Raw genomic sequence first — 23,004 nt, forward strand, 5'->3', positions numbered from 1 at the left:
ACCTCCGATTTTTTTCAAGCAATCGTTGGAAATCTCCAGAAAGGTGTGATTGTATGCAACGGGCTTCACGCGAAACAGGATTTACACTGGTGGAACTGGTGATCTCTTTGTTCGTGATTTCCGTGATCATCGCCATTTCCCTGCCGCATCTGAGATCCGCCGGGGAGAAAGCGCAAACCATCGCGTGTGAAAGCAACCAAAAATTGATCCGTTCCCAGATGGAACATTATTATCTGGCGGAGCACGAGTGGCCAAGCGGGCTGGAAGATTTGACAAGCAAGCGCTATCTGCAATCTGTCCCCGTCTGCCCGATAGGGGGCGTCTATAAGCTTACCGTATCCAATGATCAAGCGGTCGTCACCTGCTCCAAGCATACAGTGGAAACAAGCGGGAATTGATACCGGCTTCAGCCTGCTTGAACTGCTGCTTGTTTTGCTCTGTCTCTCCGTGCTGCTGGCGATCGCTTTGCCCGCATATCAACAGACGGTCGATTATCGGAACCTGAAATCCGCGGCCAATCAATTGTACGCGGACCTTATGGAATGTCGGTCACGCGCTGACCTGTTGAATGAAACCTGGTCGGTGCAGTTTATTGGGGGAGACGGATATGAAGTTTTGGCAGGGCCGGCGCTTCGAAAATCGGTCACATTGCCAAAGGGAATCCGAATTGCCGAGTACAAAACGGCTTTCAATCGGCCCGCGTTGGGATTTAACGGAAAAGGGCATCCGCTCGGCGGAGGCTCGGTCGTGCTTCGCAACCTGCACGGCAAAGAAATTCGGCTGGTTCTGTACCTGCATACGGGGCAGATGCAATTGAAGGAGGGAAGCGAATGAACCGGCTGCTCTGGCCACCCCAGCCGGAAGCGGGATTTTCGCTGCTGGAGTCGGTTACATCCGTGTTCGTGCTGTCGGTTGTATTGGTTGTTATAGTTCCGCTCTGGTCTGACATCCAAAGCATAGAACGGCTTGCCGCCAAAATAACCCGCGCGTCCCAACTGGCAGCAGACGAAATCGAACGGGCCTATGCAGGTTCGGCCCGCCCCGGTAGCTGGTCGGTGACGGCGGAAGCGGGGGAGTTTACGATACGGGCGGAGCGCTCGCCGGACACGGCGGGTACTCGTTTGCGGGTCAGCGTATTTTTCCGCGAGAGGGGCGAAGACCATGAAGTCGTGTATGAGTCGCTGGTTCCCTGATCAAAGAGGGATGACACTCACCGAGACGGTGGTAGGGCTGTTTGTGCTGTCCTTACTGCTGCTGGCGGTAACCGGCTGGTTGTACCACTGGCAGCGATCCGCTCAAGTTGTGGAAAATCACGTCATGATGCGGACGGAAATCGATGCGGCTTTCCGCATTTTGGGTGAGGATGTACGGACCGGAGCGGAAATCTTGGCCGTTGGCGGTGAGCTGGTACTGCGCAACGACAAGGATGAGCGAATCCGGTATGCCGTATCGAACCGGGGAAATTTAATCAGGACGGTGAACGGTGGTGGAGCGTCGGTCGCTGCAACCGGGGTGAAAAAATGGGCAGTCAGCAGTACAGGAACAGGCGGCATCGAGGTCTTTCTGACCATTGAGCGGGCCGGTATGACATGGGAACAAGCGGCCATTTTGTCGATGAGAAGGTGGCAACATGAGTGAGCCGCTTGCCAATCAAACGGGGCAGCGGGCATCTTCGGCGCAGCGGCCCGCCAGCCCGGTCAAGCACAAAAAAGAGCGGGGCGGCACCCTGTTTTTGACCTGCATGTTGCTGCTGATCGGAACGATTCTGCTGGCCGGGCTGTTCGGATTGGCTGCCGCCGGCTACCGGTCAACCCTTGCTTCCCTGCAGTCAGCGCAAGTTCGATATATTTCGGAAGCCGGAATTGTTCGCGCGATCGCAAGGTTAGATGCGGAGCCAAACTGGCGGAACGGCTGGCAGGCGGTTCCGTTCGGTGCGGGAACTTTCACCGTCCGCATCGAGGACGGCGGCCTGGCGGACAGCCGGATCGGCTTGACTCAGCAGACAGCACCGCGATTTGTGACGATCCATTCAGATGCCGGTATCCCGCCTCGTGCGAAACACAAAATACGGGTTGTCTACGATTTGCAGCAAAAGAAAATTGTCAAATGGGCGGAGTAATATGGTAGGATAATGCAAAGAGGTGTCCGCTCGTGAACATTTATGTAATCGGATTTATGGGAACAGGCAAAACGACCGTAGGCCAAGCGCTGGCGTCGCGAATCGGCTGGGCGTGGATCGATATGGACCAGGAACTGGAAAAAAGGGAAGGGCGTTCAATTGCAGACATGTTTGCGGAAAATGGGGAGGATTATTTTCGCAAACGGGAGTCTGAGCTTCTTGAGGAACTTGCCGGCTGCCACCGGCTGCTTGTGACAACTGGCGGCGGCATCGTGCTGCGTCCTGTCAACCGTGAACGGATGCGGCAGACCGGTTGCGTGATTTCGCTGACGGCCGACAAACAGGCGATCAAAAACCGGGTGTCGCAACAAGCTGGCCGACCGCTTCTGACCGGCGGCGAATTGGACCAGCGAATCGACCGTCTCTTACAGGAACGGAACGGTCTGTACAATGATGCGGATATCGTGATCGACACAACAGACCGGGATGTGGCGGAGATTGTCAGGGAGATACTTTGGCACCCGTCGTTTCCGCGGGTGCTTTAAGCGTCCCCAGGTTTCGGCAGGCAGGGGAAGAAGCCGCGCCTTCCTGCAGGAATCACACGGCGTTTGTGCTTGGAAGCGTGTTTTTCCGCGCGTTGACGGCATTCGACAAACCCGATACACTAGAACTAGTTTGTACCAACAGAAAGCGAGGCTTTTTACATGTGCGGAATTTGTGGCATGGTGACCAAAGACGGTCGGCCTGTGGATCCAACGGTCCTGGAACGGATGACCGATCTGATCGTGCATCGAGGACCGGACGATACGGGCGTTCATATTGACAAACACGTAGGACTCGGGTTCCGCCGGTTGTCAATCATCGACCTGGAGGGTGGTCATCAACCACTGTCGAATGAGGACGGTTCGGTCTGGATCGTATTTAACGGCGAGATTTACAACTACAAGGAAATCCGCCGTTGGTTGATCGACCGCGGGCATAAGTTTGCAACGGAATCAGACACGGAAGTAATCGTCCATCTCTATGAGGAAAAAGGGCCCGATTGCGTGAAAGATCTGCGGGGCATGTTCGGGTTTGCGATATGGGACGCGCGGGAAAATCGGCTGCTGGTCGCCCGCGATCATTTCGGCATCAAACCGGTGTATTATACGGAGACGGAAGACACGATCACTTTCGCTTCCGAGATCAAGAGTCTGCTTGCGGTGCCGGGCGTGCAGCGGGAAGTCAATCTGGAATCGTTCTGGAACTATCTGACGTTTCAGTATGCGCCCGATCCGCTGACGATGTTCAAGGGAATCTATAAGCTGCCGGCCGCCCACTATATGATCATCAAAGACGGGAAGCTGTCGCTCAACCGCTACTGGGAAGTGAAGTTTGAGGAAGGGGAGCGGCCGCTTGCCTACTACGTCGAGGGGACGCGGGAGATCCTCCGCAACTCGGTGAAAGCGCACATGAATTCCGACGTGCCGCGCGGCGCCTTTTTGTCGAGCGGTGTCGACTCCAGCACCATTGTGGCGTTGTTAAAAGAACTGGAGCAGGTCAAAACGTTTACGGTCGGGTTCCAAGGGGCGGGCGGACAAAGCGAGATCGAGTATGCGCGCGAGACAGCCCGGATTCTTGGAACAGAACACCGCGATACGGTGATCAGCGCAAAAGAATATCTCGATGTGCTGCCAAAGCTGATGCATTACCAGGATGAACCTGTCGCCGACCCGGCGGCGATCGCGTTGTATTTTGTAGCGGAATTGGCGTCGCAATATATCACGGTGGTGCTCTCCGGCGAGGGAGCGGATGAAGTGTTCGGCGGCTATACGATTTACCGGGAGCCGCTGTCGCTTCGCATGTTTGAATACCTGCCGCCGTCCATGCGTCGCTCGCTGGGGGAATTTGCCAAACGCTGGCCGGAGGGAATCAAAGGGCGCTCGTTCCTGATGCGCGGCTCGAAATCGGTTGAGGAACGGTTTGTCGGCAACGCGTTTATTTTTGACGAGGAACAGAAAGAACAGTTTGTGCGGTTTGACCCGGACCAACTGGGGCTGCGGCGGCCGATGGACATCACACGCGTCTACTACGACCGGGCCAAACATTACGACGATGTGACGAAGATGCAATTTGTCGATTTTCACACCTGGTTGACCGGCGACATCCTGATGAAAGCGGACAAGATGACGATGGCGAATTCGCTGGAGTTGCGGGTTCCTTTTCTGGACAAGGAAGTATTCGAATTCGCTTCAAAGATTCCGATGAAGTATCGGATGATGAACGGCACCACCAAGTATGTGCTGCGGGAAGCGGTGAAGGACATTCTGCCGCGGGAAGTGGCGGAGCGTCCGAAGCTCGGATTCCCGGTTCCGACCCGCAAATGGCTGAAAAATGAGTTCTACGGCTGGGCTCGCGACGTGATTGACGCAAGCCCGGTGGATCACTTGATCAACAAGCGATTCGTGTTGCAATTGCTTGACGACCATAAAAACAACGTGCGGGACAACTCCCGCAAAGTGTGGACCGTTTTGATTTTTATGCTGTGGCACCAGGTATATGTGGAACAGTCGGTGCGGATCAACAGCGAAGTCAGCCCGAATGTGCAGCTGCGCCGGTCGAGAGGCAAGCAACTGGTCGGAGCCACCGATTGAAACATAAAGCTCAGCCAATGTCGGCTGAGCTTTATTCTTGAAATCAGGTGACGGTTGACGGAAAGCGCCTTCTGATGTGCAATCACTGCTCTTTGTTAATCTGGCTGATCTCTCATTTTTCAAACGGAACCCATGGCAGCAGGTCCTTTCGGCAAACGATCACAATCCGGTATGTTTTGTGGTTGATTTCGACAATGTTTTTAAACAGAATAACAATTTATATAATTGTTTTTGTGGAAGTAGCGGTGGATTTCATGCGAATTACGACAGCCAAACAGAATATCGAAATGAGAATCACAATCGACGCTATCAGATCCATTCCCATCACACTTTCCAATTGTATTATAAATTTCCCCCGAAATTTTCGCAAAAAGCGGGGGATGATAAAATGTTCGGGATCTAAAAGTCGCTTCCGGAAACAAGCTGTGTGGTAGTATTCGAGAGTCTAAGAATGTCGTAAGGAGCAAAAATCGCGGTGCTATCCGGTCTATAACCCAGGAACGCAACACCAGATCCATAGTAATATGATTGCCAAACAATTTTAGAACAATAGGTGGGGTCCATCCCTTGCAGCTTGGTAGCTAACCCATAATTCGCATAAGGATATTGAGAAACGTAGGAGGCTGCCCAACGCCCGATATACAATGCAGTAGAGGTCGTGTTATTTCGCACTCTTTTTGTATTTGGGTACCTTGCAAACCATTGATCTAGTGTCAATTCTTCTGGATGATAGCCATATCCTGCGATATGGGCAACTTTAAAATTTGAGGTTACTATGCCAGAATGTCCGGTTAATCCAGCGCTTGAAGTGCTGTTTGTCACCAACATTTCCCCTATCACTACAGGGGAGCCGTTAGGATAATATGCCGCTGTACCACCACTGCCTGGATCCAGAGTTTTTGTTGATCCTTCGGCTGCAAAACTGACCGAAATGTTTAGCAAAAGGACCATGGCGACAAACAATGGCATACTTTTCACATCTTCATGTTATCCCACAACTATGAAAGTGTCTATAAATAAAAATTTAGGTTGAACCTGAATTTTTATTCAAGTATACGATCGGTATTGGTTAGTATCTATGCTTTGAAAGTGTCGAATTTTGCCGCTGACGGGCACGTACAGGCATAGTCTTTTCAAATTTTGGACGATCGCTGTCAGCAACGCCTGCTCCTGCATGCAGTCCAGTCCGCGACTCCGTGCGCGATCCAGACCATGCGCGACTTTGCCTTCAGCAAACACATGCTCGCATTTCGTCCGCAACTTTTGCAGATGACGGTAGGAACCCCGGAGTTGAATTTGCTTGGCTTTGTTTCGAATCTGGACTCCCTGAATTTTGGCCAGCCGCTTGCGTTTTTTCTCCAGATCGTTCGTTTGACGTTTCCAGGTCGGGATCTCTTCCAGTGTTCAGCGTCTTAAAAACGCCGTGTTTTCGCCACAATTTCCGGGTCTTGACCAGAGTGGTCCGATCCGGCAAAGTCGGCCGCGATGGATGGGGTCGCAGGACGGATTCGAAATCCTGTCCCAAGAACCACAAATAGCCTGCATGCATGGGCAGCAGCTGATACAATTCCCGTTCGGAGTGGTTGAACAGGTAGGAAAGCCAACATCAATCGACATCCTGACTGGCAAATACAAGCCGCAGATTCATTTTGATTCCGGCTTTGGTTTCCCGGAAGGTGGCCCATTTGTATTTCTGCAAGCAGAGACTGATGGTTGTGGAGTCCACGTTTTTGAGGCTGTGCCGCAGGCCGAAGGGTTTCGACCAAATATGCACTAACGCTGCCAGATCATAGAAAATACCAGCCAACCATGCAGGATCCACTTGCCTATGTTTGCGGGAGAGTGGGGCGTCGCTGATCGACTCCAATCCCAAAGCCTGTTGAAACTCTTCTTGCACCAGGTCATCGGTGATCGCTTGAATCCCTTTCCGTTTTTGTAGCGCCGCATAAAGAAACAACAGGATGTAGGGTATTGGTTATCAATTTCTTCACGTACTTGTCCTGCTTATCTATATCAAATTTTTTTCTTGAAGTTTGACTTGATTGATAGGTTTTATACATTTGATTTTGAAGTTGACAAACACTTCTGAATGAGGTAATGTTAGTCATAGTAGCAGACAGGAAACGAATTCCATCAGATCAACGATGCTCAAATAAAATAGGCAACCTTCTTCGTTATGAAACCTCTGTTGGAATTCAATCAAAGACATCGGCTCTGCTTTAGCTATCTTCTTGATACCAGAACATATGTTTGTTTAAATTCAATATACAACACGTAAGTTCGTATTTGGAAGAGGATCCTGAGTAGAGGGCATAACCACATCATTTGCTCTTTATTAATGAGACGGTCGAGATATCACGTATTTTACAAAAAGGAGTGTGAAGATTGTGTGGAATCTGATTTCACTTGTTCCATTTAAAGGTCGGTTGAATGAATTAAGTGATCGTGCAGCCATGGGGTTACCTGAACACTATATTTCATGTCGAATTGAAGGTGTTCAGGAAGTTTTTTCTGTACTAAGAGAAAAAGATATACGAGAATTAGTAGAGATTGTTGAGGGAAAGGATTTTTCTTTGGAAATCCGTTATACTGCCGGATTAATCCTTGGTTTATTAGGTGATCCAAGAATAGATGTTTTAAATCCTACCATGATCACTATTCCCGGTTCCAAAGCAAAAATTGGATTGGAACCCGAGAGGGTCAATGAGATTACCCAGCAATATGAGGAGAATGGTATTATAGCTGAATGGATTGAAAAGGAAACTCCTGCCTTTGAAGTGGAAATTTCAACATTCAAAATAGCCAAATATCCTGTAACGAACTTCGAGTATCTTGCATTTTTGCGTGATAATCCGGACAACGAAATACCTAGCTTTTGGAAATTTGGACGCTACCCCTTTGAATTTTCTAAATCATCCGGTGTATACGATTTCAGCGAAAACAGCTGATGCGTATATAAGATGGCTTTCTCGACGAACCGGTCGGAAATTCCGGTTGCCGTCAGAATACGAATGGGAATACGCGGCGGCCGGGCCGGAGCGATTGGAGTTCCCGTGGGGGAATGAATTTTTGGATGATCATGCAAATACTGTAGAGAGTGGATTACTTATTAGTACCCCTGTTGGTATTTTTCCGAAAGGATACTCTCGCTTTGGGGTGGCAGATATGGCTGGGAATGTAGAAGAATATGTAGCGGACAACTATGGCCCATATCCTGGTGGAAAAACCGTTGAAGATGATTTATCTCATTCACAAGGGGCCTATCGTGTTGCGAGAGGTGGTAGTTTTACTCGGCTTAGAGATTTGGCACGCTGTAAGCGAAGACACGGAAGATTTCCGCGCGATATCTATGCCGTGGGATTTCGATTGGCGGAGGATGTACATGAGGGAGAAAACAATTAAACACATTTTGTTGGTAGGAAGTTTTCCGAATGCTCAAAGAAAATACTCTTTACATTATCGGACCACACTCGTTTCCTGTGTTGAGGAACTAAAATTCGGGATCGAAGGAATTAAATTATCTGACCAAGTATTGATTCACGATTTATCGAAATTATCAGAGTTAATAAATAAAGTAGAAGCCTTACATCAAGTGGATCCTTTTGACGGAGTCCTCTCATTTTCAGATCAGGGTCTTATCCCGGCGGCTACGATAGCAGATTACCTGAACATTCCTGGGATTGAACTGAAGTCGGTACAAAAAACTTGCAATAAGTACATTATGAGGCGGTCTTTGGACGCGAATCCTCGTATTAACGTACCGTATTCTCTTTGTAAGAATCCACAGGAGGTAAGAGAGTTTTTTGAGCAGGTAAATTCTTCGATTGTATTAAAACCATTAATCGGTTTTGGTAGTAGGGGGGTTATATTAGTAAATTCTCCTGATGAAATTGATAATGCATTTCAATACAGTATTAGTGAAAGTGAAGCAAGAATATTGGCTGAAAAATATATAAATGGAATTGAATTTAGTGTTGAGTCTTTCACATACAAAGGTGATCATGAGATACTGGCGGTTACAGACAAGTCCAATACAGGGCCACCACACTTTGTAGGAACCTTTCACTCTTTACCTAGTGTTACACCTATAGAACTTCAGGAAAAGATACAAGAAGCGGTGAAAGATTTTCTGAATTGTGTCGGGCTAACTTTTGGGCCTGCCCATACTGAAGTAACGGTGACAGAAGACGGAGTCAAAATTATAGAGTCACAGATTCGGCCGGGCGGTCGTATTTATCACATGCTTGAGGGGGCGCTAGGGATCGATATTTTTGAGATGACAGTAAAAAAACTGTTTGATGAAAATTATGTACCTAAAGATGGAAAAGGAGGGGCGGCCATCTATTTCATTCAGTCAGAACCCGGAACCGTTAAGGAAATTTTGGGAGTCGAGGAAGTCCATAGAGATAGGTCTGTATTTGATTTTTCCATTCGATGCAAAGTAGGGGATAAAGTCGAAGTATGGAAGAATTCGTCCCATCGATTGGGACATGTGATATGTACCGGCGCTACAACTGAAGAAGCAATCGAAGCAGCGAAAAAGTTGGGTAGCAAAATTAAAATTATTACGAGTAGATCCTAAGTGAGGGAAAGGGTAGTGGCGCATATTTTGTTCATTGAAAGCAATCCTATTGGTTTTGAAGGAATCAAAAAAGCAAAAAAACATGGACATTCGGTAACTTTTGTTACAACTGACTTGAATTACTACTATAAGAGAAATCAGTTACAACCGGTTCAACAAAATATAGATAGAATTATCGAACTTACGTCTTACGATGACATGAATCAGGTTGAAAAGGACTTACTAAAGAGCTTGGGTAATGAGAAGCCTGACTCGATTATGACATTTAATGAACTTCACGTACATGTGGCTGCTGAATTGGCCGCCCGTTTTGGGTAAAAGGATTGAAGCATCATGTTGCACAACGTTCGAGAAACAAATGGAAATGCCGGGAAATATTTTATAAACGGGGCATTCCTTTTCCTTTATCCATATGTGTTGAGACTTTGGAAGGTTCATTAGAAGCTGCACACAAAATTGGCTATCCGGTTATTGTGAAGCCGACTGATGGAACGGGGAGTTTGTATGTCCGTTGTATTCATAATGATGCCGAAATGAAAGAATACTTCAGTGAACTTGAAAGCGTTAAGGAGTATGGACGGTCAATAAGAAGAGAGAAAAGATTTCTGGTTGAAGAGTTCGTTCAAGGTCTCCTTGTTAGTGCGGAAACCATCACGTTTGACGGAAAAACTCACGTAGTTGGAATTACCGAAAGGGATGTAACTGGATACCCGTATTTTGTAGAAATAGGATCTTTTTTTCCTTCAGAACATCCGCAAAAGGTGTTAATAGAGCAAACTGCCAAATTAGTCGTGGAAGTTTTGGAGATTGATTTTGGAATTTGCCATATTGAGTTGGTTGTGACCGACAATGGCCCTGTAGTAATTGAAGTCAATCCGAGGCTTGCGGGGGGGTTGATTCCAAAGCTGATCGAATTGTCGATGGGAATAGATATGATTCAAGCAGCGATTAATCTTCATTTGGGGAATCCGATCGATTTAACTCCACGAAAACGGAGTTATGCCTATTCCTATCATTACACTCCACCGTGTGAAGGAAAATTAATCGAAGTAAAAGGATGGAAAGAACTGGTTCAATCGCCATTTGTAGAAGATGCTCAATGGTGGAGGGAGGAAGGAGCCTTACTCCCCAAGTTACGGTCAAATTTTGATCGTCTCGGGTATGTTGTGGTTCAGGATCAGAGTCGGGGCATTAAGGAAAGAATTAGTCAACTTAATCAACACATTAAAATAGTAATTGAATGCAATATTTAAAAATAATTAATATTATGGGGGTTTTATTGTGGATGTATTTGAAACAGGGGTTAGGGATAGTTTTACCAAACACAGAGGTCCGGTTACAAGCGTGGCTCAGGTTGGGACAACGCAAAATGTAGTCACGTCGGCTTATGATGGGGCCGTTGCAATGTTTGATTTGAATAACGGAAGTGCAAGATTATTAGGCTACCATAATCATTTGGTAAACCGAATAGTTGTTAACAAAGAAGGAACAAAAGCCGCTTCGTGCTCTTCTGATTACACAATTAGAATTTGGAATCTTCAAACATGTGAGGTGGAAAAAATACTATGTGGGCACAGTGATGATGTCGAGGATTTCGGTTTTGTGTCCGAGCATGTTGGGGTATCTGCTTCGCGGGATCAACGGATTTTAGTTTGGGATTTGACAACAGGCGCGATTGAGAATGTCTTAGAGGGACATGAAAAGGATGTATTGTCTTTGGCGTATCACGAAGGAAAAATATATTCCTCCGGAGACGATAAAACACTGCGGGTTTGGGACTTGCAAACGGGTCAAATACTCAATATGTGGGGACCTTTTGAAGTCGAAACGGATACGTGTGCGATTGATGTGCATCACAACCGTGTGATTCTTGGATGTGATGACGGATATATACGTGTTTTTGATATTGAAAATGGTTTATTACTTTCCGAGATTCAAGCACATCGTTCCGGAATTAAAAAAGTGTCCATTTCACCAGTATCTGGCGACATTTTATCTGCTGCTTACGACCAACAACTTTTGATTTGGGATGCAGAATCCTTTGAATTAAAGCTGTGGTTAGAAAATTATCCTACAAAATGGGAACGTTCTTTGACATGGTCAACAAACGGGGAGACTGTCCTGGCAGGTACATTTGACGGAACGGTGTTAGCGTGGGATGTACTTACTGGGAAGTTTTTGCAAGAGGTTGGCAACGAAGGTGACGTTAAAGGAAATCCCTGTTTTAACGATGTGGCCGTCACAGATAATGGTGAACTCGCCTTGGTTAGTGATGACGGGTATATCCGACTGAAAAAAATCACACGAGAATCCGTACTGTCAGAAGCATTTGAGCCGGTTTCCGGAAGATTTCTTATGAATGGTGTGTCGATAAACGAAAAATATAACTTGGTTGTGGGAGGAGCACACAACCAAAAACTGCACATTTTCACCAATGCGAATGGAAATTTGTGTGATGGAAAAGAAGTATGGATTGGGGAAGGTCCGATCAATACAATTCGGATTTCTGAACATCCTGGATATGAAGGTGAGTCATTTGTAGGTTGCTACAGCGGTGCGATTGTTAGAGTGGGCCGGGATGGGAGTATTAAGGGCCACCTTCGTGTTCATGACGGTGCAGTCAAAGCATTACGGCTCCATCCGAAAAAAACATTAGGACTAAGTTGTTCCGCGGCTGGAGAATTATTGTCATGGACTTATGAAGGAGAGGTTCTGCACCGCTACTTGGGACATACGGCCATTATCAATGATACAGATATGGATCCTACTGGGAAATTTTTTGCAAGTGTATCGAGGGATTTCACATTAAAGGTATACGAATTCTTTACTGGTAGATTACTGCATTCATTCAGTCTTGGCAGACGATCCTTGAAATCCGTTTGTTTCTATGATGAAGACACGATTGTTGTGGGAGATTACTGGGGGCATTTAGTCAGAGTACAACTTTCTAAGGGTGATGTGTTACGCCGTAAGATCGCGGGTAACGGAATCAGCAGTTTGGCTCGCATGAATAACCAGATTGTGGCTGTTTCTTATGACGGCGGAATTTATTTCGTTAACCCTTACGAACTCACGAATTTGAAAACGATAAAGGAAATGGAGCAAAAAGTTTTACAGGCGAGGTGACCACTGATGCTGACAAAAAGTCTCCCATACAGAGATGTTATATTGTCCCGTTGGCAAGTGTTAAAGGATGAAAAAGGAGAAATTATGTATCTGTTCGGACCAAATAAACTTCCTATAAAAATTAATAACAAAGTGTTTTACTTTAATTGGTATACATGGCTCAAGGATGAACACCTTTCTGAACACATAGAAGAATTTCTTGAAAGTATAACTCTGAGAGACTTTTCCAGTGTTCAGCAAAGTTCCTTATTGACTTACGGCGATTTTTCTAACGCCGATGCGGTTAAAATTCGCCTTCATAGCATTTGTCATACAGGAGATATTTTTGGAAGTCAGCGTTGTGACTGTGGAAGTCAGTTTCGAGAAGCACTTAAACAAATTGTAAATTTTGGGGCTGGCGGAATCTTTTATATCGCCAATCATGAAGGGAGAGGGATAGGGTTATTTAACAAAGCGTTAGTCTATGCCCTGCAGGAACAAGGATTGGATACTGCTGAGGCCAACCTTACTTTAGGATTCCATGTGGATCTGCGTCGTTATGATGAGGTGGTTACTGTTCTGAAATACTTACGGAGAAAACCTGTAATTCTCTTAAGCAATAATCCTGAAAAGGCTCAATTCCTTAGCGATCATGGAGTGTCCATTTCAGAGATTGAGCCATTGGCGGGAGAAGTCAACGAATATAATTATGTCTATTTAGCTACGAAAGCAAAGGTATTTTCTCATAACATCAAATTGCCAAAACACGATTGATGGAAAGGGAGAAAAATATGGAGTTTATTAACTTTATCCAAGATAAAAGATTGAAGAGGTTCACCCAAAAATTAGGAAATACTCCTGTTGTTGAAATCCCTGCAGTACCTGGTTCGGGTAGAATTTTTGCTAAATGTGAGTGGTATAATCCAACGGGATCGGTTAAAGACCGAGCTGCTTATGAAATGATGATGGATGTTCTATTAGAGAAAGAGAGAAATAACCAGCAGCATCTGCATATTCTCGAGTACAGTGGAGGAAACCTAGGGATTTCACTTGCTACTATTTGTAATTTGTTGGAGATCAATCTTACTCTTGTACTTAGCTCCGGTTCGCACAAAAGTCTTCTTAAAAAGTTGCAAATGCTTGGGGCCAAAGTAGAGCTTGTGGACAAACAAAAAGGATTTTGGGGTGTAATGGAAACGGCGTTTCGGTTAAGTGAATCGAGTGATTCGTATACTTTTCTTTATCAACATAGGAATGAAGCCAATTTTAGGGCACATAGAAATGGGACGGCAATCGAAATATTAAGACAAATACCCAATCAAATTGATGCATGGGTGGCTTCCATTGGAACGGGAGGCACACTGATGGGAGTCTATGAAACTTTATCTTCCAAATACCCGAATATTCAACTTCACGCTGTTACTCCCGCTGAACTTCCTTACGGGAGTGATCAACCTCCAAACGGTCTGCGTAAATTTGCGGGATCGGGAGGATTGGGTTGTGGAAGAAAGCAGTATTTTGTTGAACGTAATGAAGGGGAAGTAACTCGTCATTGGACATACAGGTTCGAGGAGACTTTGGAAGAGGCGAAAAGGTTTTACGTAGAGACGGGAGTTCAAATTGGAACTTCCGCAGCAGCAAATTTGCTGGCTGCCCGTAGCATTGCTGCCGAATTGGGAACGAATTCTACCGTTGTCACCATCTTTCCGGATGCGGGTGCACCTGAAGAATGGAGTGAAATTTATGGACAAAATTGATTCGCCTGAAGAATATAGCATCAAACTTAGAAATAGTTTTGCCAGTAGTTATCAGACAGGGACGGACCTGTGGTCAAAGGATCAAGGTCTCACAGACATCGCTTTATTTTTGTTAAACCATCTGAACAAAGAATCTCCACAACATGTCTTGGACATAGGGACGGGAAATGGTAGACATGCGGAGCTATTTTTGAGAAAGGGGTTTCGTTATACGGGTATTGATATATGCCCTCATAGTGATTGGGAACGTTACAAGAGTCTTTATTCCAATCGCGTAATGTTTGTAAACTCATCATTTCTTGAATGGCAATGGCAACATAAAGAAACTTTTACTGCCGTCCTCGACAACGGATGCTTTCATCATCAGCATCCGGAAGAATATACATTATATCTGCAAAAGATACATCATCTGTTACATGACAGCGGACTTCTGGCGTTGGGATTGTACACCGTTGATGAGCACGAAAGAGCAGGGAATTTTCATGTCATGCCCAGTGGAAAATATAAACGTCATTTTTCCCAACAAGAGATTCTATCATTGCTCAATGAGAATGGGTTTGTTTGTCTACAAATGAAAAGAATCCTTGTGCAAGATCGAAACCGTTATTATCTGGCTGTTTTATCACAGAAAAAATTGGAGGAGTAGAGTATGAATATTCTAGTAATCAATGGAGGGCCGCGAGAAAACTCGAATAGCCGCGGTGTAGCCAAGTATGCAAGGGAACTTTTCGAAAATCGTGTAGCAAATGTGAATTACTTTGATGTTAGGAATAATCTGCTTCCTGTTTATTTAGGTGATGAAGAACAAAATCAACACCAGGAGGTAAATAAACTTCGCAGGTATGCCCAAGAAGCGGATGGTTTCTTTATCTGTACGCCAGAATACCACAATGGAATGAGTGGTGCTCTGAAAAATGCATTTGACTTCCTAGGAAAGACCCACTTTAACGGCAAACCTGTTGTAATAACTGCAACAGCCGGCGGGGGTAAGGGTGGTATAAACGCCTTGAATAATCTAAGACTTGTATTGCGTGGTGTGTTTGCTATCGTTTTACCGCAACAAGTCGTTTTTGATCTTTACATGTTCAATGAAGAAGGCGCCTTACTCCATGAGGATGGGAAAAATCAGGTTTCACAGTTGGTAGACAATCTCATTTTTGTTACCAATTTATTTGTATCAAATAATCGCAAAGAAATGGGGAAATGTTAATTGAATAACTGTACGATTGTTATCGGAGGGATTCCATCCGATTTTCAAAAACAAGAAACGTTGATTGCGATTCTGCGGAAAGACCAGATAACACCCGAGATAATCACTTTTTGTGAGGAATTTTATGTCCTTGATTTTGATGAACGTCAAATCAAAGAGCTATTAGCTGAACTGGGAAAACATTATAATATCGTACAGATAATTGTTAATGATTAGTTATTTTAATATCAAATAAGTTGATTATATCCTATTTAATCCATTTGGGTAGGTGAATCCAATGGAACAAAAGAAATTATTAATGGTCACTCCGTGGCTACGTTTTGTTGAAAAAGCAAAAGAGGAGGATTTTTACCTCATTGCTCTTTGGGATAAGAAAACAAAGGGCAAAGAATTTTTACCTCAGATAGCTAAACTGGCCGATGAGTTGTACGTTTTCGACGTTAATAATTTTATGCGTTTAGAAGGTATTGTTGAGATGATTCAGTCAAGGAATCCAGTTGACTATATTTATCATATTGGTCGAGAAGACAACATGCAGGAGACGTACCAAATTGCGGAGAGGTATGGTTGCGCTTTAAATTCATCCAAAACTATTAAATTGATTAACGACAAATATTTCATGCGCAGGTTATTGCAGGCTCATCAAATATCTACAGTTAAATTCCAGTTTGCTGAAAAGACAAAAGATGTACTGCGCATGATGGACAAATTCGGTTTCCCATTGGTTTTGAAACCTACAAAGATGTCCGGAAGCAGAGGGGTCTACCTGTGTAACGACCAGGAAGATGTGCAGCAATGGATAAAGTTTATGGAACAGTATGATTATCGAGGGCCATTCTTAATGGAAGAGTACCTACAAGGACCTGAAGTCAGCGTGGAAACATTAACTATAAACGGAAAACATTATATAATCGGAATAACAGATAAGATAAAAACGACTCCTCCTCTATTTGTTGAACTGGGGCATGTACATCCTTCACAGTTGGGAAGGGATATTCAGGAACAAATACATGAGATGGTCATCCGGTTCCTCACAGCTGCAAATTATCAGTTCGGACCTACTCACACAGAATTAATAATTACACAAGATGGACCTAAAATTGTGGAATCACAGGCCAGATTAGGTGGTGACAGAATCCCAACATTGGTGCATTTAGCGACTGGGATAGAATTGGAATCTGCAGTTTTTCAAGGTATAAAAGGGATTCATCCTCCGATTCCCCAATCCAACGGGGTTGCCATGATCAGATATTTCCAATGGCCACCTGGTTATATTGAAAGTATTGAAGGGGTGGATAAAGTCAAAGAACTTCCTTATGTGATTCATTTCGAAAATACCTTGCAAGCAGGAGACGTTGTACCGGTTATTAGAGATTCTGCCAGCAGATACGGTTATGTTATTGTGTTTGCAAAAACTTTTGAAGAGGTCAAAGAAAAAATGGAAATGATTATATCTATGATTCAGGTAAGAATCAGGAAAAATGACTCGGCTTGCTGACTTCATTCGTAAATGAGAGTTTTGCATTGGTTAAAACTTGATTCACATGAGCGATTAAACTTATTCTTTTCTGTATTGGATCTTCGACCTTATGCCAAGGAATCGAGTAGTTCATCACCCCAAGGAGCCAAAGGTTGTAACGAGAAGCGATATTACGAGCCCTCTTGGTGGCTCCGCTAGAAGGGATTTCGACCTTTACGGCCTTTCGGAACCGGTTTGTTTCTGCCCTGCGATACCGTTACCGATGTGGTTTCGCTTGACAGGAAGCCCCTCGGTTTCGACACTGAGTCGTGTATTTCTGAGGATTGTTCAAAAAGGACTGGCAGAAAAACTGTTCAACGATTTGGTTCAACAGTGCCGGTTGGAAGGGATTATCGACGGGAGTCACACAGCCAATGAAGGCTCGGATCGGAGCGTTTGACCGAAACCAGCCAAAGTCCCGATGCCAACAAACCGGAAATGCTTCATGGGGTGCCAAATTTGACTCATTTGGCAATAAGATCACTTGGTTTGGCTATCAAATTCATCTTGCCGAAAATCGCTACAAGGAGCGGCATACGGCCATGCGGATTCAAATGCGTCTGATGAAGGAATGCGAAGATTACGACGCGTCCTATCCCTGGTGCAACGCTATGTGAAACGGCTGTGGGATCAACGCCATGAAGAGGGAACGCAACAGCACGTGTGGCACCCGGGTGAGGCTCAGGCCGACTTCGGCGAAGCGGATTTCTACGACGGAAGCGGCGAAAGAAAACCGGCAAGTATCTTTGCCTCAGTTTCCCGAACAGCAACGTAGCCTACGTGCAGCTTTTCGGCGGAGAGACGGACCGTGACCGATGCGCAGGCCTTCAACCAGGAACTGCTAAGCCGCTTGGAAGCCGACTGGAAGCGCGAGCATTACAAGAAAGGGTTGACGATTGAGCGCCTTTAATTTGAAGAAGATCGCCGCGCCTTCCTGTATCTACCGAAGTCCCCGATGATTGACCGCCTCGCACACCATGGACACCTTCTCGTATTCGAAGGCGAAAGCTATAGGATGAAGCATGAGTTGATGAAACAAAGGTAAAAAATACCCATGTGCTTTCTGTATCGTGAGTGCAAAAGGAAGGTATTTTGTTAGTGAGGGAGGACTGGATAATGCGATTTAGAGATTTGCACATAAATATAAAAACGAGGCTAATAGTTAGTTTTTTTCAAAGAGCTAGTCAATCCATGGTTTTTCCTTTTATGTCCATTTATTTTGCGGATCATTTTGGCCCAACAATTGCCGGTCTTCTCATGTTAGCAACGGTTATTGCTGGTTTATTATCCAGTTTTTTTGGTGGTTACTATGCGGACGTTAAAGGAAGAAAAAAAGTCTTAGTTGTTTCGGAACTGATTCGTTTTGTTTCTTTACTTTTTTTAGCAGTGGTTAATTCAGATTGGATTCATATACCAATAATAACCTTTTTTCTTTTTTTAATAAATATTATACTTATTAGTATATCTACTCCGGCTAACGAAGCTTTAATCATTGATGTAAGTACAACTGAGACAAGAAAATATGTATACAGCATTTCTTATTGGGTCACCAATTTTTCTCTTGCGATTGGAGCGATGTTTGGGTCTTTTTTTTACAAGTCAAACTTTTTTCAGCTGGTGATTATTATGGCATTATCGTCCTTACTTTCTTGCATAATTATCCATAAATTCGTTACGGATACGTTTCGGTTGAAGGGGCCAGTCGAGAAAGTTTCAATTGTTAATATTTTCCGAAGTTACAAAACCGTTTTTCGAAATCGTTTATTCATGAAATATTTCCTTATTGGGGTACTAATGCTAGGCGTTGAAATGCAGTTGGGAAATTATATCAGTGTTAGGTTGGCTAAAGAGTTTGGTACTCAATCAATACCTGAGGTTTCGGTATTTATTGGAAATATCGATGGCATTAAGATGTTTGGGATAATTAGAACAGTAAACACGGTGTTAGTAGTTTTGCTTGCTTCAGTTGTTGCCAGGATATCTCATTATATCTCTGATCGCATTTCTTTTTATCTAGGAGTTTTATTATTCGTCAGTGGATATGCAGTATTGGCAATTAGCAACGATGTGTGGATTTTGTTACTTGCTGCGTTGGTATTTACTTTAGGAGAGCTAATTTATGTTCCCGTATTCCAAGCCATGTTTGCAGAAATTATTCCTGTGGATGCTAGAAGTAAATACTCAGCTGTCAACAAATTGAATGTACGGGGGGGGATGATCTTAGGCTCTCTTGGGATAACGGTTGGAGTATTATTCCCTTCTTGGTTCATGGCACTTCTGTATATGGTGATTGGATTTGTTAGTATATATGTTTATCGAAATCTGCTTCATTATTTTCAAGATCAACAGAATAAAACAAGTCATTTAGAGTCCGGTGATTTAGTTCAGTCTTAGCCGTCTATTCGGCATGCAAAATGAGGAAAACACCCCAACCAGCGTCGATATGGGCAGGCCTGATACCACTTCCGTCATCACGAATTCCGGTTTTTGGCATGCCGAAATACCGGTTTGAGGTCGCTTGTTCTGAAATCGGCATAGTCTTTTCAAATTTTGGACGATCGCTGTCAACAGCTCCTGCTCTTGCATGCAGTCCAGCCCGCGGCTCCGTGCGCGACCCAGACCATGGGAGACTTTGCTTTCGGCAAACACATGCTCGCACCGCGTCCGTAACTTTTGCAGATGACGGTAGGAACCCTGAAGTTGAATTTGTTTGACTTTGTTTCGGATTTGGATTTCCTGAATTTTGTCCAGCCGCTTGCGTTTTTTCTCCAGATCGTTCGTTTGACGTTTCCAGGTCGGTAGATCTTCCAGTGTCAGGTTGCGAAGCGAAACCAAGGGAATAATCCCCTGCTCGAACAACGCACGCAGATACTCAGTCGTGCCGTAGGCTTTGTCGGCAGAGAGCGTACGAATCCGGATTTGCGGATGGGCAAAGCAAATCGCTGCCAGTTGCTGTACACTCGTCTCCCGCTCCGCCGTCCCAGATGCGATACTCGCTTGTCTGGACAGAATAACGCCCGATTTGACATCGACCACATCATACACCAAATACCGCAGATGCATTTCCTGACCGTTGCTCCTTTCGTGCAGGCGGTGCGGGCGGCTTTCTGTCCTCATCGGAATCAGCGATGAATTGATCGACAACATGTTTCATCAGCGTCTTAAAAACGCCGTGTTTTCGCCACAATTTCCGGGTCTTGACCAGAGGGTACGTTCCGTGCACAGCGGCGCCACCCAATCATGGACAACGGAAAAATCAAGCGCATCGTTGAGTTGGCGCAGGAAATGTTTCAAAAAATCATTGAGTCGAAAAAGGACAGAATGTTATACTGTCTACTATATAAAGACTGTATTCCTCCTGGAGTGAACAACGAGTCCGGATCCGTGTCATGAAAGGGAGAGTTGCTTGAAAGCGCGTAGACGATTTTACCTGGTGGCCGAGGAGATCATGCCGGAAGCGATGATCAAAACGGTACAAGTGAAGGAAATGCTCGCCCGCGGGGAGTTTGAAACGGTGAACGATGCGGTTAACGTCGTCGGGTTGTCCAGGTCCGCGTTTTACAAATACAGGGATCTAGTGTTTTTGTTCGATGACGAAAAGCGGGAGCGGCTGATCACTCTGTCGCTGATTCTGGAACACCGTTCGGGGATTTTGTCGACCGTTTTAAACACGATCGCGCAAACGGGCGGCAATATTATCACGATCACACAGGGCATCCCGTTGAGCCAGGCGGCACATGTGACCACGACGATCGACATCCGCCATCTGAACGTGTCGACGGACGAACTGACCAGGCGGCTGCAGGACTTGCAGGGCGTGCGCAAAGTGGAAATCGTCGGCTACAGTTGATCGGCTTGAATCGGAAGGAGAGAGACCAGCATGTGGAGAGGAATCATTGAAGAGTATCGGGAATTTCTGCCTGTTTCGGAGGAGACACCGGTCGTTACGCTGTTCGAGGGAAATACGCCGCTGTACCAGGCCCGCAAACTGTCGGACGCGGTGGGGGCGGAAGTCTGGTTGAAATACGAGGGGCTGAATCCGACCGGTTCGTTTAAGGACCGCGGCATGGCGATGGCGGTGACGAAAGCGAAAGAAGAAGGGGCGGAAGTGCTGATTTGTGCGTCGACCGGCAACACGTCGGCCGCGGCGGCAGCGTACGCGGCTCGAGCGGGCATGAAAGCGGTTGTGGTGATTCCGCACGGAAAGGTGGCGCTCGGCAAGCTGGCGCAAACGGTGATGTACGGGGCGGAAATCATCGAGATCGAAGGCAACTTCGACGAGGCGCTGGCGATCGTCCGGCAGATCTCGGAGACCCACCCTGTCAAATTGGTGAACTCCGTCAATCCGCAGCGGATCGAGGGGCAGAAAACGGGCGCTTTTGAAGTGTGCGATTCGTTGGGCGAAGCGCCGACCCATCTGGCGATTCCGGTCGGCAACGCCGGGAACATCACCGCTTACTGGAAAGGGTTCAACGAATACAGGCGGCACCGCCGCTGCGGCAAGCTGCCGAAGATGCTCGGCTTTGAGGCGGCCGGGTCGGCGGCGATCGTCAAGGGCAAGGTGATTGAAAATCCGGAAACGGTCGCAACCGCCATCCGGATCGGCAATCCGGCCAGTTGGCAGCATGCGGTGGAAGCGGCCAAGCTGTCGAAAGGCAAAATCGATCTGGTCGAGGATGAAGAGATTTTGCATGCCTATCGACTGGTTGCTGCGGAGGGCGTATTTTGTGAACCCGCCTCGGCCGCATCGGTGGCGGGCGTGTTGAAGCTGGCAAAATCGGGTTATTTTTCCGAGAACGACCGGATCGTTTGCGTGTTGACCGGCAACGGTTTGAAAGACCCGGATTCTGCGATGAAATACGGCATTTCGATTGAACCGAAGGTCGTGCCTGCCAGCCAAGAGGCGGTTGTCCGATCGATCTTCGGGTAGGAGGAAGCCGCATGGGAGTTCGTGTGCGCGTTCCGGCGACAACTGCCAATTTGGGTCCCGGATTTGACACATTTGGCATGGCGTTATCGCTTTACAATACAGTGGAAGCCGCCTGGTCGAGCGGCGGTCTGCAAATCGAAGTGACCGGCGATGGCGCACAGCTTGTGCCGGTCGATGAAACGAATGCAGTGTACCAGGCGATGCGATCGGTGTTTGAGCTGGCCGGGCAGGCGAGCCTGCTGGACGAGCGGGGGCTCAGCATCCGGATTCACAACGAGGTACCCGTCACGCGCGGCATGGGAAGCTCGGCGACGGCGATCGTCGGCGGCTTGTGGGTTGCCAACGAACTGCTTGGACAGCCGCTTTCCAAGGGAAAATTGCTGCAACTGGCGGTCGAGTTGGAAGGGCATCCCGACAATGTGGCGCCGGCGATTTTTGGAGGCATCGTCGCGGCTGGGATGGTTGGCGGAAAAGTGTACGTGAAGCGATTTTCGCCGCTGGCCGGCATGCAGTGCGTGGTTGCGGTGCCCGAGTTTCAGCTTGCCACCCGTACCAGCCGCAAGGCGCTGCCGCCTGCGGTTCCTCATGCAGATGCAGTGAGCAACGTTAATCGGGCGAGTCTAATGGTCGCCGCGCTGGTGGACGGCGATTTGGAGCTGTTTTGTGAACTGATGGAAGACCGGCTGCATGAACCGTACCGGATGCCGCTCATTCCCGGCATGAAGGAAGCGATCGCCCGTGCCAAGAAGGCCGGTGCGCTGGCGGCTGTGCTTTCCGGTTCCGGCCCCGCCCTGATCGCTTTCTGCCGAGGCGAAGGGGCCGATGTAGGGGCTGCTTTGCAGTCGGGATTTCGTTCGGAAGGGATCGATTCGAACATTTTATATCTGCAACCGGCCGAGCGCGGGGTGGAAATTTTTCATTCAATTCCCAAATAATTCCTTGCCCGCTGTGCATCCTTTGATCTGGCAAAATACCGCGGATTCATCCGGCAAGCGGGCAAACTGCAGGCGACGGACAAGCGATTGTTGGAGGACCCCTGTACCGATGCTGGCGGCCGACCAGGCAGGAACGTATCTGTATGCGGGTCCAGGCATGCATCTGTATCAACCGACAGCGGATTGCAACCGGTGGACGGCAATACACCGAATT

At 46.6% G+C, this 23,004-nt stretch carries 25 protein-coding genes and 2 pseudogenes; 23 read left to right on the forward strand and 4 right to left on the reverse strand.

The features are described 5' to 3' along the window. The first annotated feature begins 53 nt into the window (after positions 1-53). The 7 genes from C230_RS0112655 (at position 54) to asnB (ending at position 4,752) form a co-directional block, all read left to right on the forward strand. A complete protein-coding gene (locus C230_RS0112655) occupies positions 54-398 on the forward strand; it encodes a competence type IV pilus major pilin ComGC (RefSeq protein ID WP_018132412.1) in 345 nt (114 codons plus the stop codon). Then, the gene (locus C230_RS0112660) at positions 343-834 is read left to right on the forward strand and encodes a GspH/FimT family pseudopilin (RefSeq protein WP_018132413.1); all 492 of its coding nucleotides are present in this window, start codon (positions 343-345) and stop codon (positions 832-834) included. The genes C230_RS0112655 and C230_RS0112660 overlap by 56 nt, the downstream gene beginning before the upstream one ends. Further along, complete coding sequence (locus C230_RS0112665) at positions 831-1,193, forward strand: hypothetical protein (RefSeq protein ID WP_018132414.1); 363 nt, start codon at positions 831-833, stop codon at positions 1,191-1,193. Before C230_RS0112660 ends, C230_RS0112665 begins: the two co-directional genes overlap by 4 nt. Continuing rightward, on the forward strand, positions 1,174-1,638 hold the full coding sequence (locus C230_RS0112670) for a prepilin-type N-terminal cleavage/methylation domain-containing protein (protein WP_169332851.1): 465 nt from the start codon (positions 1,174-1,176) through the stop codon (positions 1,636-1,638). The genes C230_RS0112665 and C230_RS0112670 overlap by 20 nt, the downstream gene beginning before the upstream one ends. Beyond that, the gene (locus C230_RS0112675; protein ID WP_018132416.1) at positions 1,631-2,119 is read left to right on the forward strand and encodes a hypothetical protein; all 489 of its coding nucleotides are present in this window, start codon (positions 1,631-1,633) and stop codon (positions 2,117-2,119) included. Before C230_RS0112670 ends, C230_RS0112675 begins: the two co-directional genes overlap by 8 nt. Positions 2,120-2,151: 32 nt before the next feature. Beyond that, entirely contained in the window at positions 2,152-2,664 is a 513-nt protein-coding gene (locus C230_RS0112680) for a shikimate kinase (RefSeq protein ID WP_018132417.1), read from the forward strand. Between the two features lie 159 nt (positions 2,665-2,823). Beyond that, positions 2,824-4,752, forward strand: coding sequence for an asparagine synthase (glutamine-hydrolyzing) (gene asnB, locus C230_RS0112685; protein ID WP_018132418.1), 1,929 nt, complete (start codon positions 2,824-2,826; stop codon positions 4,750-4,752). A gap of 399 nt (positions 4,753-5,151) precedes the next feature. Here the strand turns inward: asnB and C230_RS22615 are convergent, their stop codons facing one another. The 3 genes and pseudogenes from C230_RS22615 to C230_RS23000 all read right to left on the reverse strand — a co-directional run bounded on the left by C230_RS22615 (position 5,152) and on the right by C230_RS23000 (position 6,709). Next, positions 5,152-5,721: a hypothetical protein gene (locus C230_RS22615; RefSeq protein WP_156807454.1), complete on the reverse strand. Its 570-nt coding sequence runs from the start codon at positions 5,719-5,721 to the stop codon at positions 5,152-5,154. A 147-nt stretch (positions 5,722-5,868) separates the two neighbouring features. Beyond that, positions 5,869-6,153 (reverse strand): annotated as a pseudogene (locus C230_RS23990) (transposase); the annotation flags it as partial. Between the two features lie 205 nt (positions 6,154-6,358). Then, positions 6,359-6,709: a hypothetical protein gene (locus C230_RS23000; RefSeq protein ID WP_018132419.1), complete on the reverse strand. Its 351-nt coding sequence runs from the start codon at positions 6,707-6,709 to the stop codon at positions 6,359-6,361. 430 nt (positions 6,710-7,139) lie between these two features. Between C230_RS23000 and C230_RS23140 the strand changes: the two genes are divergently transcribed. From C230_RS23140 to C230_RS20360, 13 genes are all read left to right on the forward strand, one after another. Continuing rightward, on the forward strand, positions 7,140-7,700 hold the full coding sequence (locus tag C230_RS23140; RefSeq protein ID WP_211208027.1) for a hypothetical protein: 561 nt from the start codon (positions 7,140-7,142) through the stop codon (positions 7,698-7,700). Beyond that, a complete protein-coding gene (locus C230_RS23145; RefSeq protein WP_245533992.1) occupies positions 7,672-8,154 on the forward strand; it encodes a formylglycine-generating enzyme family protein in 483 nt (160 codons plus the stop codon). Before C230_RS23140 ends, C230_RS23145 begins: the two co-directional genes overlap by 29 nt. Continuing rightward, positions 8,135-9,334 carry an ATP-grasp domain-containing protein gene (locus tag C230_RS0112700; protein WP_026174297.1) on the forward strand — a complete coding sequence of 400 codons (1,200 nt, stop codon included), beginning with the start codon at positions 8,135-8,137 and terminating at the stop codon, positions 9,332-9,334. The genes C230_RS23145 and C230_RS0112700 overlap by 20 nt, the downstream gene beginning before the upstream one ends. Positions 9,335-9,349: 15 nt before the next feature. Next, entirely contained in the window at positions 9,350-9,652 is a 303-nt protein-coding gene (locus C230_RS0112705) for a hypothetical protein (protein WP_018132421.1), read from the forward strand. A gap of 5 nt (positions 9,653-9,657) precedes the next feature. Beyond that, positions 9,658-10,587, forward strand: coding sequence for an ATP-grasp domain-containing protein (locus C230_RS0112710; RefSeq protein WP_169332852.1), 930 nt, complete (start codon positions 9,658-9,660; stop codon positions 10,585-10,587). A gap of 28 nt (positions 10,588-10,615) precedes the next feature. Beyond that, positions 10,616-12,460 carry a WD40 repeat domain-containing protein gene (locus C230_RS0112715; protein ID WP_018132423.1) on the forward strand — a complete coding sequence of 615 codons (1,845 nt, stop codon included), beginning with the start codon at positions 10,616-10,618 and terminating at the stop codon, positions 12,458-12,460. A 6-nt stretch (positions 12,461-12,466) separates the two neighbouring features. After that, positions 12,467-13,213, forward strand: a complete 747-nt coding sequence (locus tag C230_RS20340) for a GTP cyclohydrolase II (protein ID WP_018132424.1) — start codon at positions 12,467-12,469, stop codon at positions 13,211-13,213. Positions 13,214-13,230: 17 nt separating this feature from the next. After that, positions 13,231-14,196, forward strand: a complete 966-nt coding sequence (locus tag C230_RS0112725; RefSeq protein WP_018132425.1) for a PLP-dependent cysteine synthase family protein — start codon at positions 13,231-13,233, stop codon at positions 14,194-14,196. Then, positions 14,183-14,842, forward strand: coding sequence for a class I SAM-dependent methyltransferase (locus tag C230_RS21430; RefSeq protein WP_018132426.1), 660 nt, complete (start codon positions 14,183-14,185; stop codon positions 14,840-14,842). The genes C230_RS0112725 and C230_RS21430 overlap by 14 nt, the downstream gene beginning before the upstream one ends. Positions 14,843-14,845: 3 nt before the next feature. After that, positions 14,846-15,406 (forward strand): NADPH-dependent FMN reductase, encoded by a 561-nt coding sequence (locus C230_RS0112735; RefSeq protein ID WP_018132427.1) that lies wholly within the window; start codon positions 14,846-14,848, stop codon positions 15,404-15,406. Positions 15,407-15,683: 277 nt separating this feature from the next. Continuing rightward, positions 15,684-16,904, forward strand: a complete 1,221-nt coding sequence (locus tag C230_RS21435) for an ATP-grasp domain-containing protein (protein ID WP_018132429.1) — start codon at positions 15,684-15,686, stop codon at positions 16,902-16,904. 395 nt (positions 16,905-17,299) lie between these two features. Next, entirely contained in the window at positions 17,300-17,542 is a 243-nt protein-coding gene (locus C230_RS22620; protein ID WP_018132430.1) for a hypothetical protein, read from the forward strand. A gap of 499 nt (positions 17,543-18,041) precedes the next feature. Next, positions 18,042-19,319 carry an MFS transporter gene (locus C230_RS20360; RefSeq protein ID WP_018132432.1) on the forward strand — a complete coding sequence of 426 codons (1,278 nt, stop codon included), beginning with the start codon at positions 18,042-18,044 and terminating at the stop codon, positions 19,317-19,319. Here the strand turns inward: C230_RS20360 and C230_RS0112765 are convergent. Continuing rightward, positions 19,305-20,213, reverse strand: a pseudogene (locus tag C230_RS0112765) (transposase); the annotation flags it as partial. The gene C230_RS20360 and the pseudogene C230_RS0112765 sit on opposite strands and share 15 nt — an antisense overlap. Positions 20,214-20,331: 118 nt before the next feature. Between C230_RS0112765 and C230_RS0112770 the strand changes: the two are divergent. The 3 genes from C230_RS0112770 to thrB are packed head-to-tail and all read left to right on the forward strand — an operon-like array spanning position 20,332 to position 22,790. Continuing rightward, a complete protein-coding gene (locus tag C230_RS0112770; protein ID WP_018132434.1) occupies positions 20,332-20,775 on the forward strand; it encodes an ACT domain-containing protein in 444 nt (147 codons plus the stop codon). A gap of 30 nt (positions 20,776-20,805) precedes the next feature. Beyond that, a complete protein-coding gene (gene thrC, locus C230_RS0112775) occupies positions 20,806-21,855 on the forward strand; it encodes a threonine synthase (RefSeq protein WP_018132435.1) in 1,050 nt (349 codons plus the stop codon). A gap of 11 nt (positions 21,856-21,866) precedes the next feature. Then, the gene (gene thrB, locus C230_RS0112780) at positions 21,867-22,790 is read left to right on the forward strand and encodes a homoserine kinase (protein WP_018132436.1); all 924 of its coding nucleotides are present in this window, start codon (positions 21,867-21,869) and stop codon (positions 22,788-22,790) included. Positions 22,791-23,004: the final 214 nt, after the last annotated feature.

Source organism: Effusibacillus pohliae DSM 22757 (genome assembly GCF_000376225.1).
GTDB classification, from domain to species: Bacteria; Bacillota; Bacilli; order Tumebacillales; family Effusibacillaceae; genus Effusibacillus; species Effusibacillus pohliae.

Coding starts and splice junctions, on each gene's coding strand:
- C230_RS0112655 (WP_018132412.1), top strand. CDS start 54: ATGCAACGGGCTTCACGCGAAACAGGATTTACACTGGTGGAACTGGTG.
- C230_RS0112660 (WP_018132413.1), top strand. CDS start 343: ATGATCAAGCGGTCGTCACCTGCTCCAAGCATACAGTGGAAACAAGCG.
- C230_RS0112665 (WP_018132414.1), top strand. CDS start 831: ATGAACCGGCTGCTCTGGCCACCCCAGCCGGAAGCGGGATTTTCGCTG.
- C230_RS0112670 (WP_169332851.1), top strand. CDS start 1,174: ATGAGTCGCTGGTTCCCTGATCAAAGAGGGATGACACTCACCGAGACG.
- C230_RS0112675 (WP_018132416.1), top strand. CDS start 1,631: ATGAGTGAGCCGCTTGCCAATCAAACGGGGCAGCGGGCATCTTCGGCG.
- asnB (WP_018132418.1), top strand. CDS start 2,824: ATGTGCGGAATTTGTGGCATGGTGACCAAAGACGGTCGGCCTGTGGAT.
- C230_RS22615 (WP_156807454.1), bottom strand. CDS start 5,721: ATGCCATTGTTTGTCGCCATGGTCCTTTTGCTAAACATTTCGGTCAGT.
- C230_RS0112700 (WP_026174297.1), top strand. CDS start 8,135: ATGAGGGAGAAAACAATTAAACACATTTTGTTGGTAGGAAGTTTTCCG.
- C230_RS20340 (WP_018132424.1), top strand. CDS start 12,467: ATGCTGACAAAAAGTCTCCCATACAGAGATGTTATATTGTCCCGTTGG.
- C230_RS0112725 (WP_018132425.1), top strand. CDS start 13,231: ATGGAGTTTATTAACTTTATCCAAGATAAAAGATTGAAGAGGTTCACC.
- C230_RS21430 (WP_018132426.1), top strand. CDS start 14,183: ATGGACAAAATTGATTCGCCTGAAGAATATAGCATCAAACTTAGAAAT.
- C230_RS0112735 (WP_018132427.1), top strand. CDS start 14,846: ATGAATATTCTAGTAATCAATGGAGGGCCGCGAGAAAACTCGAATAGC.
- C230_RS21435 (WP_018132429.1), top strand. CDS start 15,684: ATGGAACAAAAGAAATTATTAATGGTCACTCCGTGGCTACGTTTTGTT.
- C230_RS22620 (WP_018132430.1), top strand. CDS start 17,300: ATGAAGGCTCGGATCGGAGCGTTTGACCGAAACCAGCCAAAGTCCCGA.
- C230_RS20360 (WP_018132432.1), top strand. CDS start 18,042: ATGCGATTTAGAGATTTGCACATAAATATAAAAACGAGGCTAATAGTT.
- thrC (WP_018132435.1), top strand. CDS start 20,806: ATGTGGAGAGGAATCATTGAAGAGTATCGGGAATTTCTGCCTGTTTCG.
- thrB (WP_018132436.1), top strand. CDS start 21,867: ATGGGAGTTCGTGTGCGCGTTCCGGCGACAACTGCCAATTTGGGTCCC.